At 59.4% G+C, this 17081-nt stretch carries 18 protein-coding genes; 13 read left to right on the top strand and 5 right to left on the bottom strand.

Annotated features, from left to right (window positions below; translation table 11 throughout):
* The first annotated feature begins 321 nt into the window (after positions 1–321).
* The 4 genes from pepA to KHQ24_RS13485 all read left to right on the top strand — a co-directional run bounded on the left by pepA (position 322) and on the right by KHQ24_RS13485 (position 5876).
* A complete protein-coding gene (gene pepA, locus KHQ24_RS13470; protein ID WP_004206531.1) occupies positions 322–1833 on the top strand; it encodes a leucyl aminopeptidase in 1512 nt (503 codons plus the stop codon).
* 121 nt (positions 1834–1954) lie between these two features.
* On the top strand, positions 1955–2398 hold the full coding sequence (gene holC, locus KHQ24_RS13475; RefSeq protein ID WP_004206530.1) for a DNA polymerase III subunit chi: 444 nt from the start codon (positions 1955–1957) through the stop codon (positions 2396–2398).
* The gene (locus tag KHQ24_RS13480; RefSeq protein ID WP_053810834.1) at positions 2398–5253 is read left to right on the top strand and encodes a valine--tRNA ligase; all 2856 of its coding nucleotides are present in this window, start codon (positions 2398–2400) and stop codon (positions 5251–5253) included. The genes holC and KHQ24_RS13480 overlap by 1 nt, the downstream gene beginning before the upstream one ends.
* Positions 5254–5372: 119 nt before the next feature.
* Positions 5373–5876: a GNAT family N-acetyltransferase gene (locus KHQ24_RS13485; RefSeq protein WP_017900565.1), complete on the top strand. Its 504-nt coding sequence runs from the start codon at positions 5373–5375 to the stop codon at positions 5874–5876.
* A 282-nt stretch (positions 5877–6158) separates the two neighbouring features.
* Here the strand turns inward: KHQ24_RS13485 and miaE are convergent, their stop codons facing one another.
* Complete coding sequence (gene miaE / locus KHQ24_RS13490; RefSeq protein WP_004206526.1) at positions 6159–6923, bottom strand: tRNA isopentenyl-2-thiomethyl-A-37 hydroxylase MiaE; 765 nt, start codon at positions 6921–6923, stop codon at positions 6159–6161.
* Between the two features lie 58 nt (positions 6924–6981).
* Positions 6982–7404, bottom strand: coding sequence for a ribonuclease E inhibitor RraB (rraB, locus tag KHQ24_RS13495; protein ID WP_004206524.1), 423 nt, complete (start codon positions 7402–7404; stop codon positions 6982–6984).
* 98 nt (positions 7405–7502) lie between these two features.
* On the opposite strand from rraB, the gene argL reads away from it, so the two are divergent.
* Together argL and argF are read left to right on the top strand one after the other, a co-directional pair.
* Positions 7503–7598, top strand: coding sequence for a putative translational regulatory protein ArgL (argL, locus tag KHQ24_RS24560; protein WP_370701738.1), 96 nt, complete (start codon positions 7503–7505; stop codon positions 7596–7598).
* A complete protein-coding gene (gene argF / locus KHQ24_RS13500; protein WP_032456908.1) occupies positions 7568–8572 on the top strand; it encodes an ornithine carbamoyltransferase in 1005 nt (334 codons plus the stop codon). The genes argL and argF overlap by 31 nt, the downstream gene beginning before the upstream one ends.
* A 69-nt stretch (positions 8573–8641) precedes the next feature.
* Here the strand turns inward: argF and KHQ24_RS13505 are convergent, their stop codons facing one another.
* A complete protein-coding gene (locus tag KHQ24_RS13505; RefSeq protein ID WP_017900567.1) occupies positions 8642–9094 on the bottom strand; it encodes a YhcH/YjgK/YiaL family protein in 453 nt (150 codons plus the stop codon).
* A 194-nt stretch (positions 9095–9288) separates the two neighbouring features.
* Between KHQ24_RS13505 and KHQ24_RS13510 the strand changes: the two genes are divergently transcribed.
* From KHQ24_RS13510 to ridA, 5 genes are all read left to right on the top strand, one after another.
* Entirely contained in the window at positions 9289–9393 is a 105-nt protein-coding gene (locus KHQ24_RS13510; RefSeq protein WP_002886930.1) for a pyrBI operon leader peptide, read from the top strand.
* Positions 9368–9427, top strand: a complete 60-nt coding sequence (locus KHQ24_RS24480; RefSeq protein ID WP_227650304.1) for a pyrBI operon leader peptide — start codon at positions 9368–9370, stop codon at positions 9425–9427. Before KHQ24_RS13510 ends, KHQ24_RS24480 begins: the two co-directional genes overlap by 26 nt.
* Positions 9428–9429: 2 nt before the next feature.
* Complete coding sequence (gene pyrB, locus KHQ24_RS13515; protein WP_004206522.1) at positions 9430–10365, top strand: aspartate carbamoyltransferase; 936 nt, start codon at positions 9430–9432, stop codon at positions 10363–10365.
* A 14-nt stretch (positions 10366–10379) separates the two neighbouring features.
* Positions 10380–10841 (top strand): aspartate carbamoyltransferase regulatory subunit, encoded by a 462-nt coding sequence (gene pyrI / locus KHQ24_RS13520; RefSeq protein ID WP_002886927.1) that lies wholly within the window; start codon positions 10380–10382, stop codon positions 10839–10841.
* A gap of 152 nt (positions 10842–10993) precedes the next feature.
* Positions 10994–11380: a 2-iminobutanoate/2-iminopropanoate deaminase gene (gene ridA, locus KHQ24_RS13525; protein ID WP_002886926.1), complete on the top strand. Its 387-nt coding sequence runs from the start codon at positions 10994–10996 to the stop codon at positions 11378–11380.
* Positions 11381–11453: 73 nt separating this feature from the next.
* Here ridA and mgtA read toward each other — a convergent pair whose 3' ends face one another.
* Positions 11454–14162 (bottom strand): magnesium-translocating P-type ATPase, encoded by a 2709-nt coding sequence (gene mgtA / locus KHQ24_RS13530; protein ID WP_004206521.1) that lies wholly within the window; start codon positions 14160–14162, stop codon positions 11454–11456.
* Positions 14163–14307: 145 nt separating this feature from the next.
* Positions 14308–14559 (bottom strand): mgtA regulatory leader peptide MgtL, encoded by a 252-nt coding sequence (gene mgtL, locus KHQ24_RS24565; RefSeq protein WP_349817321.1) that lies wholly within the window; start codon positions 14557–14559, stop codon positions 14308–14310.
* Here mgtL and treR point away from each other — a divergent pair.
* Together treR and treB are read left to right on the top strand one after the other, a co-directional pair.
* Positions 14540–15487 (top strand): trehalose operon repressor TreR, encoded by a 948-nt coding sequence (gene treR / locus KHQ24_RS13535; protein ID WP_069135465.1) that lies wholly within the window; start codon positions 14540–14542, stop codon positions 15485–15487. The two genes, mgtL and treR, sit on opposite strands and share 20 nt — an antisense overlap.
* Before the next feature lie 131 nt (positions 15488–15618).
* Entirely contained in the window at positions 15619–17037 is a 1419-nt protein-coding gene (gene treB, locus KHQ24_RS13540) for a PTS trehalose transporter subunit IIBC (protein WP_004206516.1), read from the top strand.
* The last annotated feature ends 44 nt before the right edge of the window (positions 17038–17081 follow it).

Raw genomic sequence — 17081 nt, forward strand, 5'->3', positions numbered from 1 at the left:
TATTCTCTTTGGTCGTCGAAAACGTCGCTAAGATTAAATGACTCATCGGTTCTGCATGTCAGGATCTTTTCTGACGAACCCAGGCCTTAATAACGTTAAGATTAACACGAAGTCACCGCAACAGCGGATATGAGTTACGAAAGCTTGCAATTATATACTCAATGGATTTCGAGTTGTAAGAAGGCAGCAGGGCTGTGGCCCCTGGCGCGCACAATGTGCCACGTCAGGGTAAGCAGGCGCAGCCGGCGCATCTGCAACTTGAAAGGCGACGAGTATAGCCGTAGCCACCACTGTTGTCTTTAAGATTCAGGAGCATAGTGCATGGAGTTCAGTGTAAAAAGCGGTAGCCCGGAGAAGCAGCGGAGCGCCTGTATCGTGGTCGGCGTCTTTGAACCACGTCGCCTCTCCCCCATCGCCGAACAACTCGATAAAATCAGCGACGGCTACATCAGCGCCCTGCTGCGTCGCGGCGAGCTGGAAGGCAAACCTGGCCAGACGTTATTGCTGCACCATGTGCCAAACATTCTGTCTGAGCGCATTCTGCTGATTGGCTGCGGCAAAGAGCGCGAACTGGATGAGCGTCAGTACAAGCAGGTCATCCAGAAAACCATCAATACCCTGAATGATACCGGTTCAATGGAGGCGGTCTGCTTCCTGACCGAGCTGCACGTCAAGGGCCGTAACAACTACTGGAAAGTTCGCCAGGCCGTTGAAACCGCCAAAGAGACGCTGTACAGCTTCGACCAGCTGAAGACCAACAAAAGCGAGCCGCGTCGCCCGCTGCGTAAAATGGTCTTTAACGTGCCGACCCGTCGCGAGCTGACCAGCGGCGAACGCGCCATTCAGCACGGGCTGGCGATCGCCGCCGGCATCAAAGCGGCGAAAGATCTCGGCAACATGCCGCCGAACATCTGTAACGCCGCCTATCTGGCCTCCCAGGCACGCCAGCTGGCCGATACCTATAGCAAAAACGTTATCACCCGGGTGATCGGCGAACAGCAGATGCGCGAGCTGGGAATGAACGCCTACCTCGCCGTCGGCAACGGTTCGCAGAACGAGTCGCTGATGTCGGTCATCGAGTATAAAGGCAACCCGTCGGAAGACGCGCGCCCTATCGTGCTGGTCGGTAAAGGCCTGACCTTCGACTCCGGCGGCATCTCCATCAAGCCGGCTGAAGGCATGGACGAGATGAAGTACGACATGTGCGGCGCCGCGGCGGTGTACGGGGTGATGCGGATGGTTGCTGAGCTGCAGCTGCCGCTGAACGTGATCGGCGTGCTGGCGGGCTGTGAAAACATGCCTGGCGGTCGTGCTTATCGCCCGGGCGATGTTCTGACCACCATGTCCGGCCAGACGGTGGAAGTGCTCAACACCGACGCCGAAGGCCGCCTGGTGCTGTGCGACGTGCTGACCTACGTTGAGCGCTTCGAGCCGGAAGCGGTTATCGATGTCGCGACGCTGACCGGCGCCTGCGTGATTGCCCTCGGCCATCACATCACCGGCCTGATGTCGAACCATAACCCGCTGGCCCATGAGCTGATCGGCGCCTCCGAACTGGCCGGCGACCGCGCATGGCGTCTGCCGCTGGCCGATGAGTTCCAGGACCAGCTGGAATCCAACTTTGCCGATATGGCGAATATCGGCGGCCGTCCTGGCGGCGCGATCACCGCCGGCTGCTTCCTGTCGCGCTTCACCCGCAAGTACAACTGGGCGCACCTCGACATCGCCGGCACCGCCTGGCGTTCCGGCAAAGCCAAAGGCGCCACCGGTCGTCCGGTCGCTCTGCTGTCGCAGTTCCTGCTCAATCGCGCGGGTTTTAACGGCGAAGAGTGATTGCCGTCTGATGCCCGGTGGCGCTACGCTTACCGGGCCTACGGAAAGATGCCGTTTGTAGGCCGGGTAAGCGTAGCGCCACCCGGCTTTGCATTTAAATCCACGACAAGAAGCCCCATATATGAAGAATGCAACGTTCTACCTTCTGGACAACGAAGACACCGTCGACGGCCTGAGCGCCGTCGAGCAGCTGGTGTGTGACATTGCCGCAGAACGTTGGCGCAACGGCAAGCGCGTCCTGATCGCCTGTGAAGATGAGCAGCAGGCGATTCGTCTCGATGAGGCGCTGTGGTCGCGGCCGCCGGAGAGCTTTGTGCCGCACAATCTGGCGGGCGAAGGCCCGCGAGGCGGCGCGCCGGTGGAGATTGCCTGGCCGCAAAAGCGCAACAGCAGCCCGCGGGATATTCTGATCAGCCTGCGGCTTAACTTTGCAGATTTTGCCACCGCTTTCACAGAAGTGATAGACTTTGTCCCTTACGAAGAAAATCTGAAACAACTGGCGCGCGAACGCTATAAGGCGTACCGCATGGCTGGTTTCAACCTGAACACGGCAACCTGGAAATAATGGAAAAGACATACAACCCACAAGATATCGAACAGCCGCTTTACGAGCACTGGGAAAAGCAGGGCTATTTCAAACCGAATGGTGATGAAAGCCAGGAGAGCTTCTGCATCATGATCCCGCCGCCGAACGTCACCGGCAGTTTGCATATGGGTCATGCCTTCCAGCAAACCATCATGGATACCATGATTCGCTACCAGCGCATGCAGGGCAAAAACACCCTGTGGCAGGCGGGGACCGACCACGCGGGTATCGCTACCCAGATGGTGGTTGAGCGTAAGATTGCCGCTGAAGAAGGGAAAACCCGCCACGACTACGGCCGCGACGCCTTCATCGACAAAATCTGGCAGTGGAAAGCGGAATCCGGCGGCACCATTACCCGTCAGATGCGCCGTCTCGGCAACTCCGTGGACTGGGAGCGCGAGCGCTTCACCATGGACGAGGGGCTTTCCAATGCCGTGAAAGAAGTCTTTGTTCGCCTGTACAAAGAAGATCTGATCTACCGCGGTAAACGCCTGGTTAACTGGGACCCGAAACTGCGCACCGCCATTTCCGACCTCGAAGTGGAAAACCGCGAATCGAAAGGTTCGATGTGGCACATCCGCTACCCGCTGGCCGATGGCGCGAAAACCGCTGACGGTAAAGACTACCTGGTGGTCGCCACTACCCGTCCGGAAACCCTGCTGGGCGATACCGGCGTGGCCGTTAACCCGGAAGATCCGCGCTACAAAGATCTGATTGGCAAATTCGTGATGCTGCCGCTGGTAAACCGCCGCATCCCGATCGTGGGCGACGAACACGCCGACATGGAGAAAGGCACCGGCTGCGTGAAGATCACCCCGGCGCACGACTTTAACGACTACGAAGTGGGTCGTCGTCACCAGCTGCCGATGATCAACATCCTGACCTTTGACGGCGACATCCGCGAAAGCGCGGAAGTGTACGACACCAAAGGCAATGAATCTGACGTCTACTCCAGCGAGATCCCGGCGGAGTTCCAGAAACTGGAACGCTTCGCGGCGCGTAAAGCCGTCGTTGCGGCGGTTGACGCCCTCGGCCTGCTGGAAGAGATCAAACCGCACGACCTGACCGTCCCTTACGGCGACCGCGGCGGCGTGGTTATCGAACCGATGCTGACCGACCAGTGGTACGTGCGCGCGGACGTGCTGGCCAAGCCGGCGGTGGAAGCCGTTGAAAACGGCGACATCCAGTTCGTGCCGAAGCAGTACGAAAACATGTACTTCTCCTGGATGCGCGATATTCAGGACTGGTGTATCTCCCGTCAGCTGTGGTGGGGTCACCGCATTCCGGCATGGTATGACAACGACGGCAACGTCTACGTGGGCCGTAGCGAAGACGAAGTGCGTCAGGAAAACAACCTGAGCGCCGACGTTGCGCTGCGTCAGGACGAAGACGTTCTCGATACCTGGTTCTCCTCCGCGCTGTGGACCTTCTCCACCCTCGGCTGGCCGGAAAACACCGACGCCCTGCGTCAGTTCCACCCAACCAGCGTGATGGTGTCCGGCTTCGACATCATCTTCTTCTGGATCGCCCGCATGATCATGATGACCATGCACTTCATCAAAGATGAAAACGGTAAACCGCAGGTTCCGTTTAAGACCGTCTACATGACCGGTCTGATCCGCGATGACGAAGGCCAGAAGATGTCCAAATCCAAGGGTAACGTTATTGACCCGCTGGATATGGTTGACGGCATCACCCTGCCGGAGCTGCTGGAGAAACGTACCGGCAACATGATGCAGCCGCAGCTGGCGGAGAAAATCCGTAAGCGCACCGAGAAACAGTTCCCGAACGGCATCGAGCCGCACGGCACCGACGCCCTGCGCTTCACCCTGGCGGCGCTGGCCTCTACCGGCCGCGACATCAACTGGGATATGAAGCGTCTGGAAGGTTACCGTAACTTCTGTAACAAGCTGTGGAACGCCAGCCGCTTTGTGCTGATGAACACCGAAGATCAGGATTGCGGCTTCAACGGCGGCGAGATGGTGCTCTCCCTGGCCGACCGCTGGATCCTTGCGGAATTCAACCACACCGTCAAAGCGTATCGCGAAGCGCTGGATAACTTCCGCTTCGATATCGCCGCCGGCATCCTGTATGAGTTCACCTGGAACCAGTTCTGCGACTGGTACCTGGAACTGACCAAGCCGGTCATGAACGGCGGCAGCGAAGCGGAGCTGCGCGGCACTCGCCATACGCTGGTGACTGTGCTGGAAGGTCTGCTGCGCCTGGCGCATCCGATCATTCCGTTCATCACCGAGACCATCTGGCAGCGCGTGAAAGTCATCTGCGGGATCACCGCCGACACCATCATGCTGCAGCCGTTCCCGCAGTACGATGCCTCTCAGGTGGACGACGCGGCGCTGGCCGACACCGAATGGCTGAAGCAGGCGATCGTCGCCGTGCGTAACATCCGTGCGGAAATGAACATCGCTCCGGGCAAACCGCTGGAACTGCTGCTGCGCGGCTGCAGCAAAGAGGCCGAGCGTCGCGTGAACGACAACCGCAGCTTCCTGCTGAATCTGGCGCGTCTGGAAAGCATTACCGTGCTGCCTGCCGAGGATAAAGGTCCGGTCTCGGTGACCAAGATCGTCGACGGCGCCGAACTGCTGATCCCGATGGCGGGCCTCATCAACAAAGAAGATGAGCTGGCGCGTCTGGCGAAAGAAGTGGCCAAAATCGAAGGTGAAATTGGCCGCATCGAAAGCAAGCTGGCCAACGAAGGCTTTGTCGCCCGAGCGCCGGAAGCGGTGATCGCCAAAGAGCGCGAGAAGCTGGAAGGCTACGCGGAAGCGAAAGCGAAGCTGATTGAACAGCAGGCGGTGATCGCCGCGCTGTAACCCTCCCGCCCCTTGCCACCCGGCAAGGGGCGTTTTTATGAAACATCCTCGCTTGCGCTCTCCCCTGCCGCGATGTTATTAACATCATCATTCGTCTTTTTTGGGTAATGAGTCATTGTATGAATACGAGCGTCCCCGCGGCGACGTTGCTGCGTCGCATTACGGCGGCAGACAATCCCGCCATCGCCAGGGTCATCCGTCAGGTCTCCGCTGAATACGGCCTGACCGCCGATAAAGGCTATACGGTCGCCGACCCGAATCTCGATGAGCTGTATGAGCTGTACAGCCAGCCGGGCTCCGCCTACTGGGTGGTGGAGAAAGAGGGAGAAGTGGTGGGCGGCGGCGGCGTCGCGCCGCTCGCCTGCAGCGAGCCGGATATCTGCGAGCTGCAGAAAATGTATTTTATGACCAGCGCCCGCGGCCAGGGGCTGGCGAAGAAGCTGGCGCTGTTGGCGCTGGACTACGCCCGCGAGCAGGGCTTTAAACGCTGCTATCTGGAAACCACCGCCTTCCTGACGGAGGCGATCGGCTTATATGAGCATCTTGGCTTCGAACATATTGACGGTCCGCTGGGCTGCACCGGCCACGTGGACTGCGAAGTGCGGATGTTGAAAACGCTGTAGCGCCTCGATATCGCAGGCGTCCCCGGTAGCGCTACGCTTATCGGGGCTACAGTTCGGTAGCCCGGCTAAGCGCAGCGCGAGCCGGGGTATGTCCCGGATGGCACTGCTGGCACCTTACCCGTGCTCGCGGTGCCGTTTTTTTGTCGGGTGGCGGCTAACGCCTTACCCAACCTACGGCCCGTACTATTGCGAGCTGAAGCTCTCAACGCTATCTCTCCCCCATGGCTACTGAGACTGCCGGCGTGAGTGGCTACCGGGGCTACAGGGGCCGAATAGCGTGGGCTACGCCGCCGCCGGCACGCCGCTGTGAAAGCGGAACTCGGCCTCCGGACGGAGGATCAGCGCCGCTTCCGCCTCGCCGAGCTGGCGTACCCGCTCGCTGATATCTTCTCCGGCAATCTTCTGCGCCAGATCCAGGTAGTCCTGATAGTGACGCGCTTCCGAGCGCAGCAGCGACAGATAGAACTTCTGCAGATCGTCGTCCAGCCACGGCGCCAGCGCCGCAAAGCGCTCGCAGGAGCGGGCCTCGATATAGGCGCCACAGATGAGCTTGTCGATCAACATCACCGGCTCATGTGAGCGTACCTCCCGTCGCATGCCGCGGGCATAGTTGCTGGCGGTGATTTTGACGTAGGGGATATCGCGCGCCAGCATCATCTCCCGCACTTGCCAGAAGTGATGCAGCTCCTCTTTAATCAGCAAAATCATGCTGTCCAGCAGCTGACGGCCCCATGGGTCGTCGGTCTGCGGCATGGCGCTTTTGTTGATCCGCTTATGCAGAGCGACAAAATCCGGCTCCGGCCCCCGGCGGTAGGTGAAGTCTTCATACGGCTTCAGGCAGTCCAGAAGCTCATCGGCGTCGGCTTTATCCGCGACGTAGCGACGCACCAGCAGCATGGCGTTCTGCGCCGCTTTCAGTTCGCACACCATATGGTCGGTCAGCAGCAGCGGCAGGTTTTCCGGCTTGCGGGCTTCGTCAATCCACGCCTGCGGCGTCGGGCAGTGCAGGAAGTTGATAATCGGGGAGAGTATCTGCGGGTAATCCATGGAAGTTCCTTGCTATACGGCGGCTGGCGCCGCCGTATCCATCTACAACATCTGCGACTTAGTGACGAACGCCATCGTCGTCTTCATCGACAAAATCTTCGTCATCATCGCCGTCTTCTTCGCCGTTGGGGTCCTCATAGTAGGTGCCCCAACCGTCATACTCGACGTCAAATTTTTCTGCCAGCGTCATCAGCTGTTCCACCTGGGCATCGATCAGTTCTGCGTTCAGGGCGCATTCGCTCAGAATATCGCAGCAGATGACCACTTCACCCTCTTCCACTTCCAGCTCTTCGGGCTCGGTTACTTCGTAGCCCAGCTTAAAGGCTTCCACCGCCACTTTCTCCAGGGTTTCGAAATCGTCTGCAGAGAGGTGATGCTCAATCGTGTACAGTGCGTCCGGATCGCTGCCATCCTCCAGCAGCTCTTCGATAATCAGACGCGTCTCTTCACGCTGTTCTTCCAGGTGTTCCGGGTTTGCCATGGCTCGTTCCTCATAATGTGCGGCAGTTATCCCTATTGTCACATACCGCCGTCATTGCCTCCACTTCTCAGTGAAAGATTTCGATCACAGACTTGCAAATGAATATTCATACATATAAATTGAATTTTAATTCAATTAGTGGCCTATACCAGGTGAGGGAACCATGTCTGCGTTTTACCAGAAGCATTTTTTAAAGTTACTCGATTTTACGCCTGCAGAAATCACCGCCCTGCTCGAGCTGGCGGCAAAGCTGAAAGCCGATAAGAAAAACGGTATCGAAGTCCAGAAACTGGCAGGGAAAAACATCGCGCTCATCTTCGAAAAAGACTCAACCCGTACACGATGCTCTTTCGAAGTTGCCGCATACGATCAGGGCGCCCGCGTGACCTACCTGGGGCCCAGCGGCAGCCAGATTGGCCATAAAGAGTCGATCAAGGACACCGCCCGCGTGCTCGGACGGATGTACGACGGCATTCAGTATCGCGGCCACGGCCAGGAAGTGGTGGAGACCCTGGCGCAATATGCCGGCGTGCCGGTATGGAACGGCCTCACCAACGAGTACCACCCTACCCAGCTGCTGGCGGACCTGCTGACCATGAAAGAGCACCTGCCGGGCAAAGCCTTTAACCAGATGACGCTGGTCTACGCCGGCGACGCGCGCAACAACATGGGCAATTCGATGCTGGAAGCCGCCGCGTTGACCGGTCTGGATCTGCGCCTGGTGGCGCCATCGGCCTGCTGGCCGGAGGCCGCGCTGGTGGAAACCTGTACCGCGTTGGCGAAACAGCAGGGCGGCAACATCACCCTGACGGAAGATATCGCCGCGGGGGTGAAAGGCGCCGATTTTATCTATACCGACGTCTGGGTCTCAATGGGCGAGGCGAAGGAAAAATGGGCCGAACGTATCGCCCTGCTGCGCGACTATCAGGTTAACAGCGCGATGCTGGCGCTGACCGGCAATCCGCAGGTCAAGTTCCTCCACTGCCTGCCGGCGTTCCATGACGACCAGACCACGCTGGGCAAACAGATGGCGGCCGATTACGGCCTGCACGGCGGCATGGAAGTGACTGACGAGGTGTTTGAGTCGGCGGCAAGCGTGGTCTTTGACCAGGCGGAAAACCGGATGCACACCATCAAAGCGGTGATGGTGGCGACGCTGAGCAAATAGTCCTTCGCTCGCCGTCAAATCCCGGATCGCTCGGCGCGTATCCGGGATACCGCCCGTCAGGGCGCTGCGTTACGCCATCAGCATCTTCACCACCGCTTTGCGCACCTTCGCCGGCGCGCCCACGGCGCACAGCGGTTTATGCACTTCCCCGGGATAAAACACCACAAAGTCCCCTTCGTTAAGGATCACCGTTTGCTCCTGCGTCCCCTCCGCCAGGAAAGCGATGTCTTTCTCCGCCAGCCAGTCGGTCTGCGGCTCTCCTGCCGGCAAGGTGCTGAAGGTCATCCCCTCGCTGCCGCGGAGCACAATCTGGATATCGAGATAGCGGGTATGATATTCCGCGCGGCGTGCGGCCTGCGGCTCGGTGGTGTCTTCGGAAATCAGATAAAACAGGTTGTCGCCGTCGATATCGTGTTTACCCAGCGGCGTCGCCTCGCTGACATGGGCGATAACGTGTTCGATAGCCTCGCGCAGCGCGGCCGGCAGCCACGGCTGCAGATGGTGGATATTGCCAATAATCATCGCTTACCTCAAATATAAAACAACATTTCATTTTTGCGTTTTATACCCCCATCGCCACTGCCATACCAGTACAGTTTCATGGTTCTTTGCGCTGGCGCACTTTTCTGCAGGCAAACGATTACCTGATTGTGAATGAATCGCTTGATCGTCATAACGGTCTGCGTATAATGCCAGTCGTTTTGCCGGGAGGAAGCATGGCCAATTGCGTACGACATTCTGTCTTAGCGCGTCTCAATGCAGACGCTGGCCTGCCGTTTTTCTTTCCGTTGCTCATTGGATTCCCGAAGCCCCTTATTTAAGGGGCTTTTTTTTTGCCCAGGCGTCAGGAGATAAGCATGGCTAACCCGCTATATCAAAAACATATCATTTCCATAAACGATCTCAGCCGCGAAGACCTCGAACTGGTGCTGGCGACGGCGGCAAAGCTGAAAGCCAATCCACAACCCGAGCTGCTGAAGCATAAGGTTATCGCCAGCTGTTTCTTTGAAGCCTCGACCCGCACCCGCCTCTCTTTTGAAACCTCGATGCACCGCCTGGGGGCCAGCGTGGTCGGCTTTTCCGACAGCGCCAACACTTCGCTGGGCAAAAAAGGGGAAACGCTGGCGGATACCATCTCCGTCATCAGCACCTACGTTGATGCCATCGTGATGCGTCATCCGCAGGAGGGCGCGGCCCGTCTGGCGACCGAATTCTCCGGCGGCGTGCCGGTACTGAACGCCGGCGACGGCGCTAACCAGCACCCGACCCAAACCCTGCTCGACCTGTTCACCATTCAGGAGACCCAGGGCCGCCTCGAAAACCTCAACGTGGCGATGGTCGGCGATCTGAAGTATGGCCGTACCGTCCACTCCCTGACCCAGGCGCTGGCCAAGTTCAGCGGCAACCGCTTCTACTTCATCGCCCCGGACGCGCTGGCCATGCCGCAATACATCCTCGATATGCTGGATGAAAAAGGTATCGCCTGGAGCCTGCATAGCGCCATCGACGACGTAATGGCGGAAGTGGATATTCTGTACATGACCCGCGTGCAGAAAGAACGTCTGGATCCGTCGGAATATGCCAACGTCAAAGCGCAGTTCGTCCTGCGCGCCGCCGACCTTGAAGGGGCGCGCGCTAACATGAAGGTGCTGCACCCGCTGCCGCGCATTGACGAAATCACCACCGATGTCGATAAAACGCCGCACGCCTGGTACTTCCAGCAGGCCGGTAACGGCATCTTCGCCCGCCAGGCGTTACTGGCACTGGTACTGAATAGCGAGCTGGCTCTGTAAGGGGGAAATGAGAGATGACACACGACAATAAACTGCAGGTAGAAGCGATCAAACGCGGCACCGTGATCGACCACATCCCGGCGCAGGTCGGCTTTAAGCTGCTCACCCTGTTCAAACTGACCGAAACCGACCAGCGCATCACCATCGGCCTGAACCTGCCCTCCGGCGAGATGGGCCGCAAAGACTTGATTAAAATCGAGAACACCTTCCTGACCGACGAGCAGGTTAACCAGCTGTCGTTATACGCCCCGCAGGCGACGGTAAACCGCATTGATGATTACGAAGTGGTGGGCAAATCCCGCCCGAGCCTGCCGGATCGTATCGACAGCGTGCTGGTCTGCCCGAACAGCAACTGTATCAGCCACGCCGAACCGGTTTCTTCCAGTTTTGCAGTGAAAAAGCGCGCTGATGACATCGCACTCAAATGTAAATACTGCGAAAAAGAGTTTTCTCATTATGTGGTGCTGGCCAACTAAATGCGGTTGGTATTGGTGGTAGGCCTCCCTATAATGGCTACCACCCTACGCTTCGTCCTTCAGGCGGCGTCTGCGCCGGCGATACAGCGCTTATCGCCTGGCGGCAACCTGAATGATTTTGCGTAACATTACTCAGTTCATCTGGAGATAACATGAGCAAAACTATTGCGACGGAAAATGCACCAGCAGCGATTGGCCCATACGTTCAGGGCGTTGACCTCGGCAGCATGATCATCACCTCTGGCCAAATCCCGGTCGACCCGAAAACCGGCAGCGTTCCGGAAGACGTGTCCGCACAGGCGCGCCAGTCGCTGAACAACGTGAAAGCGATCGTTGAAGCCGCTGGCCTCACCGTCGGCGATATCGTCAAGACCACCGTTTTCGTCAAAGACCTCAACGATTTCGCTACCGTTAACGCCACTTACGAAGCATTCTTCACCGAGCACAACGCCACCTTCCCGGCGCGCTCCTGCGTTGAAGTGGCGCGTCTGCCGAAAGATGTGAAGATCGAGATCGAAGCCATCGCCGTGCGTCGCTGATCGCTAACCTCGGCATGAAAAAAGGCAGCCCGCAGGCTGCCTTTTTTACGTGGGTCATCCGTAAACCTTCCCCTCATTGCCAGCCGTAGCGGCGGCTGTAGAAGCCTTTGACGGTTTGGGTCAGCACCATATAGCCCGCCAGGATCGCCACCAGCCACGGGAAGTAGCTCAGCGGCAGAGCCTGCAGCTGCAGATAGCCCGCCAGCGGCGAGAACGGCAGCGCGATCCCCACCGCCATCACCACCAGGGTCATGGCGAACAGCGGCCAGGCGGCGCGGCTCTGGACGAACGGAATGCGCCGGGTGCGGATCATGTGCACAATCAGCGTTTGCGACAGCAGCCCCTCGATAAACCAGCCGGACTGGAACAGGGTCTGCATCTCCACGGTATTGGCGTGGAACACCCACCACATCAGGCCGAAGGTGAGGATATCGAAAATCGAGCTGATCGGGCCGAAGAAGACCATAAAGCGCCCGAGATCGGCCGGGTTCCAGCGCTGCGGTTTGCGGATCTGTTCATCATCGACGTTATCGAACGGGATCGCCACCTGGGAGACATCGTACAGCAGGTTTTGAATCAACAGGTGCAGCGGCAGCATCGGCAGAAACGGCAGGAAGGCGCTGGCCACCAGCACGCTGAAGACGTTGCCGAAGTTGGAGCTGGCGGTCATTTTGATGTACTTAAGCATGTTGGCGAAGGTGCGGCGTCCTTCGATCACCCCCTCCTCCAGTACCATCAGGCTCTTCTCCAGCAGAATGATATCCGCCGCCTCGCGGGCAATATCCACCGCGCCGTCGACCGAGATGCCGATGTCCGCCGCGCGCAGCGCCGGGGCGTCGTTGATGCCGTCGCCCATAAAGCCCACCACGTGGCCTTCGCGTTTCAGCAGCGTCACGATACGCTCCTTATGCAGCGGCGCCAGGCGGGCGAAGAGCGTGGTGCGTTTCGCCAGCGCCGCCAGCTCGTCGTCGCTCATCGCTTCAATCTGGCTGCCAATCACCACTTCGCCGGCATCCAGCCCCACTTCATGGCACACCTTGGCCGCCACCAGCTCGCTGTCGCCGGTGAGGATCTTCACCGTGATGCCGCTGGCTTTTAACGCTTTCAGCGCCGGAGCGGTGGTCTCTTTCGGCGGATCGAGGAAGGCGATGTAGCCTTCCAGGATCAGGTCCGACTCATCGGCGCGCTGGTAGTCGCCTTCGCGGGCCGGCAGATATTTGGTCGCCACCGCCACCACCCGCAGCCCCTGCCGGTTGAGGGTGTCGGTCACCCGGCGAATGCGGCGCAGCATGGTGTCGTCCAGCGGCACGATATCGCCGTTGTAGCGCACCTGGGTTGAGACGTTGAGGATCTCCTGCAGCGCCCCTTTGCAGATCAGCTGATGCGCGTCGTCCTGCTCTTTCACCACCACCGACATGCGGCGGCGTTCGAAGTCGAAGGGGATCTCATCTACCTTCTGCCAGCGCGCCGCCAGCCCGCGGGCGGCTTCCAGCTCAACGCCCTCCAGCACCGCGGTGTCGAGCAGGTTTTTCAGGCCGGTCTGGTAGTGGCTGTTGAGCCAGGCGGCATGCAGTACCCGCTCGCTGACCTTGCCGGAGACGTCGGTATGGTTCTCCAGCACGATTTTATCCTGGGTCAGGGTGCCGGTTTTATCGGTGCAGAGGATGTCCATCGCGCCAAAATTCTGAATGGCGTCGAGGTGCTTCACGATCACCTTTTGCTTCGACAGCTTCACCGCCCCGCGCGCCAGCGTCGAGGTGACGATCATCGGCAGCATCTCCGGCGTCAGGCCAACCGCCACCGACAGCGCGAACAGCGCCGCCTCCCACCAGTCGCCTTTGGTGTAGCCATTGATCAGCAACACCACCGGGGCCATCACCAGCATAAAGCGGATCAGCAACATGCTCACCCGACTGATGCCTTTCTGGAAGGCGTTCGGTTCGCTCTCCTGCTCGCTGACGCGGCCGGCCAGTTGACCAAACCAGGTGTGGCCGCCGGTGGCGAAAACGATGGCCTGCGCCGAGCCGCTCACCACGTTGGTGCCCATAAAGCACAGGGTGTCGCACTCCAGCGGGTTCTGCTGCAGCGGATCGCGGCTGCGGGCCACTTTCTCCACCGGCAGCGATTCGCCGGTCAGCGAGGCCTGGGCGACGAACAGATCCCGCGCCTGCAGGATACGCAGGTCGGCCGGGATCATGTCTCCCGCCGACAGCCTGATGATGTCGCCCGGCACCAGCTGGTCGATAGGCAGTTCCAGCCAGCGGCTCTCCCCCTGCTCGTTGACCACCCGCAGCACGGTGGCGGTATTGCTCACCATCGCCTTCAGCGCATCCGCCGCTTTGGTCGAGCGCGCCTCCTGGATGAAGTTGAGCAGCGTCGAGATCCCCACCATCAGGGCGATAACCCCGGCGGCGAACAGATCCTCGGTGGAATAGGAGACGATGCCGAGCACCGTCAACAGCAAATTGAACGGGTTGCGGTAGCAGGTCCACAGATGCACCCACCACGGCGAGGGCTTCTGCGCCGGGATCTGGTTGTCACCGTGTTTGAGGATTTTCGCCGCCACTTCGCCTTCATTGAGCCCTTCTGGGTGGCTGTCAAAGGCGCGCCAGATCTCCTGGTCGTCCATCGCCGCCACGTCCAGACACTGTTTGCCCAGCGACTCAGGAATGGGGCCGCTCGCCAGATGACGGGCGTCCGGCAGCGGATCGCGCTGGACTAAACGGCGTGGCAGATGGCGGCTAAGCTGTGCGAACAGCTGCCGGGTATAATTTTTCAGCATAAACAGTCCCTCCGCGCTCGCGTAAGCGAACGCAGCGTTGCCGACGGGCGTAGCAAAACCTACCTGTCAGGCATGTTATTTTTATGGCAGGGACATCAAGGACGTCACTGCTTTACGCTTTCCGGTAAAGCAGTGTTAAACAGGCTTACCGGAAAGAAAGGTTGCTCCATCGAGGATGAGGAGTGGGATCGGGGTCCATAACTATCTCCGGTAAGTGAATATAAACGGCGCGGATTATAGCGCCCTCGTTAAGGATTGTGTGGCAATAATGGCGATGATAAACCCGCGCAACTAAACCGAACGTAAACCAGACTTTGCTCATTGCGGTTTGGTTGAGTAGCATTATGCTCACTTCTACCCCCTGACGAGAATTCCGCATGCAGAACCGGCTGACCATCAAAGATATCGCGCGCTTAAGCGGCGTAGGGAAATCAACGGTATCCCGCGTCCTCAACAACGAGAGCGGGGTCAGCGAACGGACCCGCGAGCGCGTCGAAGCGGTGATGCAGCAGCACGGTTTCTCGCCCTCCCGCTCCGCCCGCGCCATGCGCGGCCAGAGCGATAAAGTGGTGGCGATTATCGTCACCCGTCTCGATTCGCTGTCGGAAAACCTCGCCGTGCAGACCATGCTGCCCGCCTTTTATGAGCAGGGTTACGACCCGATTATGATGGAGAGTCAGTTCTCCCCGGGGCTGGTGGAGGAGCATCTCGGCATGCTCGCCCGGCGTAATATTGACGGCGTGGTACTGTTCGGTTTTACCGGCATCGACGAAGCGATGCTCGCCCCCTGGCGCGACACTCTGGTGCTGATGGCCCGCGACGCCCCCGGCTTCGCCTCGGTGTGCTATGACGACGAGGGGGCCATCACACTGCTGATGCAGCGGCTCTACGATCGCGGACATCGCCACATCAGCTTCCTTGGCGTACCGCACAGCGACGTCACCACCGGCGAACGCCGCCATCTCGCCTACCTCGCCTTCTGTAAAAAGCATCGTCTGACGCCCACCGCCGCCCTGCCGGGGCTGGGCATGAAGCAGGGGTATGACACCGTCGCCAGCGTGTTGACGGCCGAGACCAGCGCCCTGGTCTGCGCCACCGATACCCTCGCCCTCGGCGCCAGCAAGTACCTCCAGCAGCAGGGTCGCGATGCGCTGCAGCTCGCCAGCGTCGGCAGCACGCCGCTGATGAAGTTTCTCCACCCGGAAATCTTGACCGTCGATCCGGGCTATGCCGAGTCCGGACGCCGGGCCGCCCGGCAGTTGATCGAGCAGATCGCCGGCAGCGTCGATCCCCGCCAGATCGTAATTCCCGCCGCCCTGAATTAATCTCGTTCGGGCGATTTATGTGATCGTCGCCGGGTTTCGGGAACGTTCCCATTTTGCAAATCAAGCGGAACGGTTAGGATGCCCTCAAGGTAAAAACGGCATCTCTCCCCCTCTGTTTTTGAGGCTTCATCATGAGCAAAGTAAACCAGCAGGACATCGATAAACTGATCGAACTGGTGGGCGGGCGCGGCAATATCGCCACCGTCAGCCACTGTATTACCCGTTTGCGCTTTGTGCTGAACGACCCGGCCATCGCCAGACCAAAAGAGATTGAGCAGCTGCGCATGGTGAAGGGATGCTTCACTAACGCCGGCCAGTTCCAGGTGGTCATCGGCACCGAGGTGGGCGATTACTACAAAGCCCTGCTGGCGACCACCGGCCAGACTTCCGCCGATAAAGAGCAGGTCAAACAGGCCGCGCGGCAAAATATGAAGTGGCATGAACAGCTGATCTCGCACTTCGCCGAGATCTTCTTCCCACTGCTGCCGGCGCTGATCAGCGGCGGTCTGATCCTCGGTTTCCGCAACGTCATCGGCGACTTACCCATGAGCAACGGCCAGACGCTGGCCCAGATGCACCCGTCGCTGAAAACCATCTATGACTTCCTGTGGCTGATTGGCGAGGCGATCTTCTTCTATCTGCCGGTGGGGATCTGCTGGTCGGCGGTGAAGAAGATGGGCGGTACGCCGATCCTCGGGATCGTCCTTGGCGTGACCCTGGTGTCCCCGCAGCTGATGAATGCCTATCTCCTCGGCCAGCAGGTGCCGGAGGTGTGGAACTTCGGCCTGTTTACCATTGCTAAAGTCGGCTACCAGGCGCAGGTGATCCCGGCCCTGCTGGCTGGCCTGGCCTTAGGCTTTATCGAGACGCGCCTCAAGCGCATCGTGCCTGACTACCTCTACCTGGTCATTGTCCCGGTCTGCTCGCTGATCCTCGCGGTGTTCCTCGCGCACGCCATTATCGGTCCGTTCGGCCGCCTGATCGGCGACGGCGTGGCCTTCGCGGTACGCCATCTGTTAACCGGCAGCTTCGCGCCGATCGGCGCCGCGCTGTTCGGCTTCCTCTACGCGCCGCTGGTGATTACCGGTGTCCACCAGACCACCCTCGCCATCGATATGCAGATGATCCAGAGCATGGGCGGTACCCCGGTGTGGCCGCTGATTGCGCTGTCCAACATTGCCCAGGCGTCGGCGGTGGTCGGCATCATCATCGCCAGCCGCAAGCAGAATGAACGTGAAATCTCGGTGCCGGCGGCGATCTCCGCCTATCTCGGGGTCACCGAGCCGGCAATGTACGGTATCAACCTGAAGTACCGCTTCCCGATGCTGTGCGCGATGATCGGCTCCGGCCTCGCCGGCCTGCTGTGCGGCCTGAACGGCGTGCTGGCGAACGGCATCGGCGTCGGCGGCCTGCCGGGGATCCTCTCCATCCAGCCTACCTACTGGCAGGTGTACGCCATGGCGATGGCCATCGCGGTGGTGGTGCCGATTATCCTCACCACCGTGGTGTATCAGCGCAAGTACCGTCAGGGCACCTTGCAGATTGTCTAACTTCTTCTTTCGGGGCGCCTTTGGCGCCCCTCGTTGCAGCAGGA

Source organism: Klebsiella sp. 54, from assembly GCF_018223875.1.
Taxonomy (GTDB): domain Bacteria; phylum Pseudomonadota; class Gammaproteobacteria; order Enterobacterales; family Enterobacteriaceae; genus Klebsiella; species Klebsiella quasipneumoniae.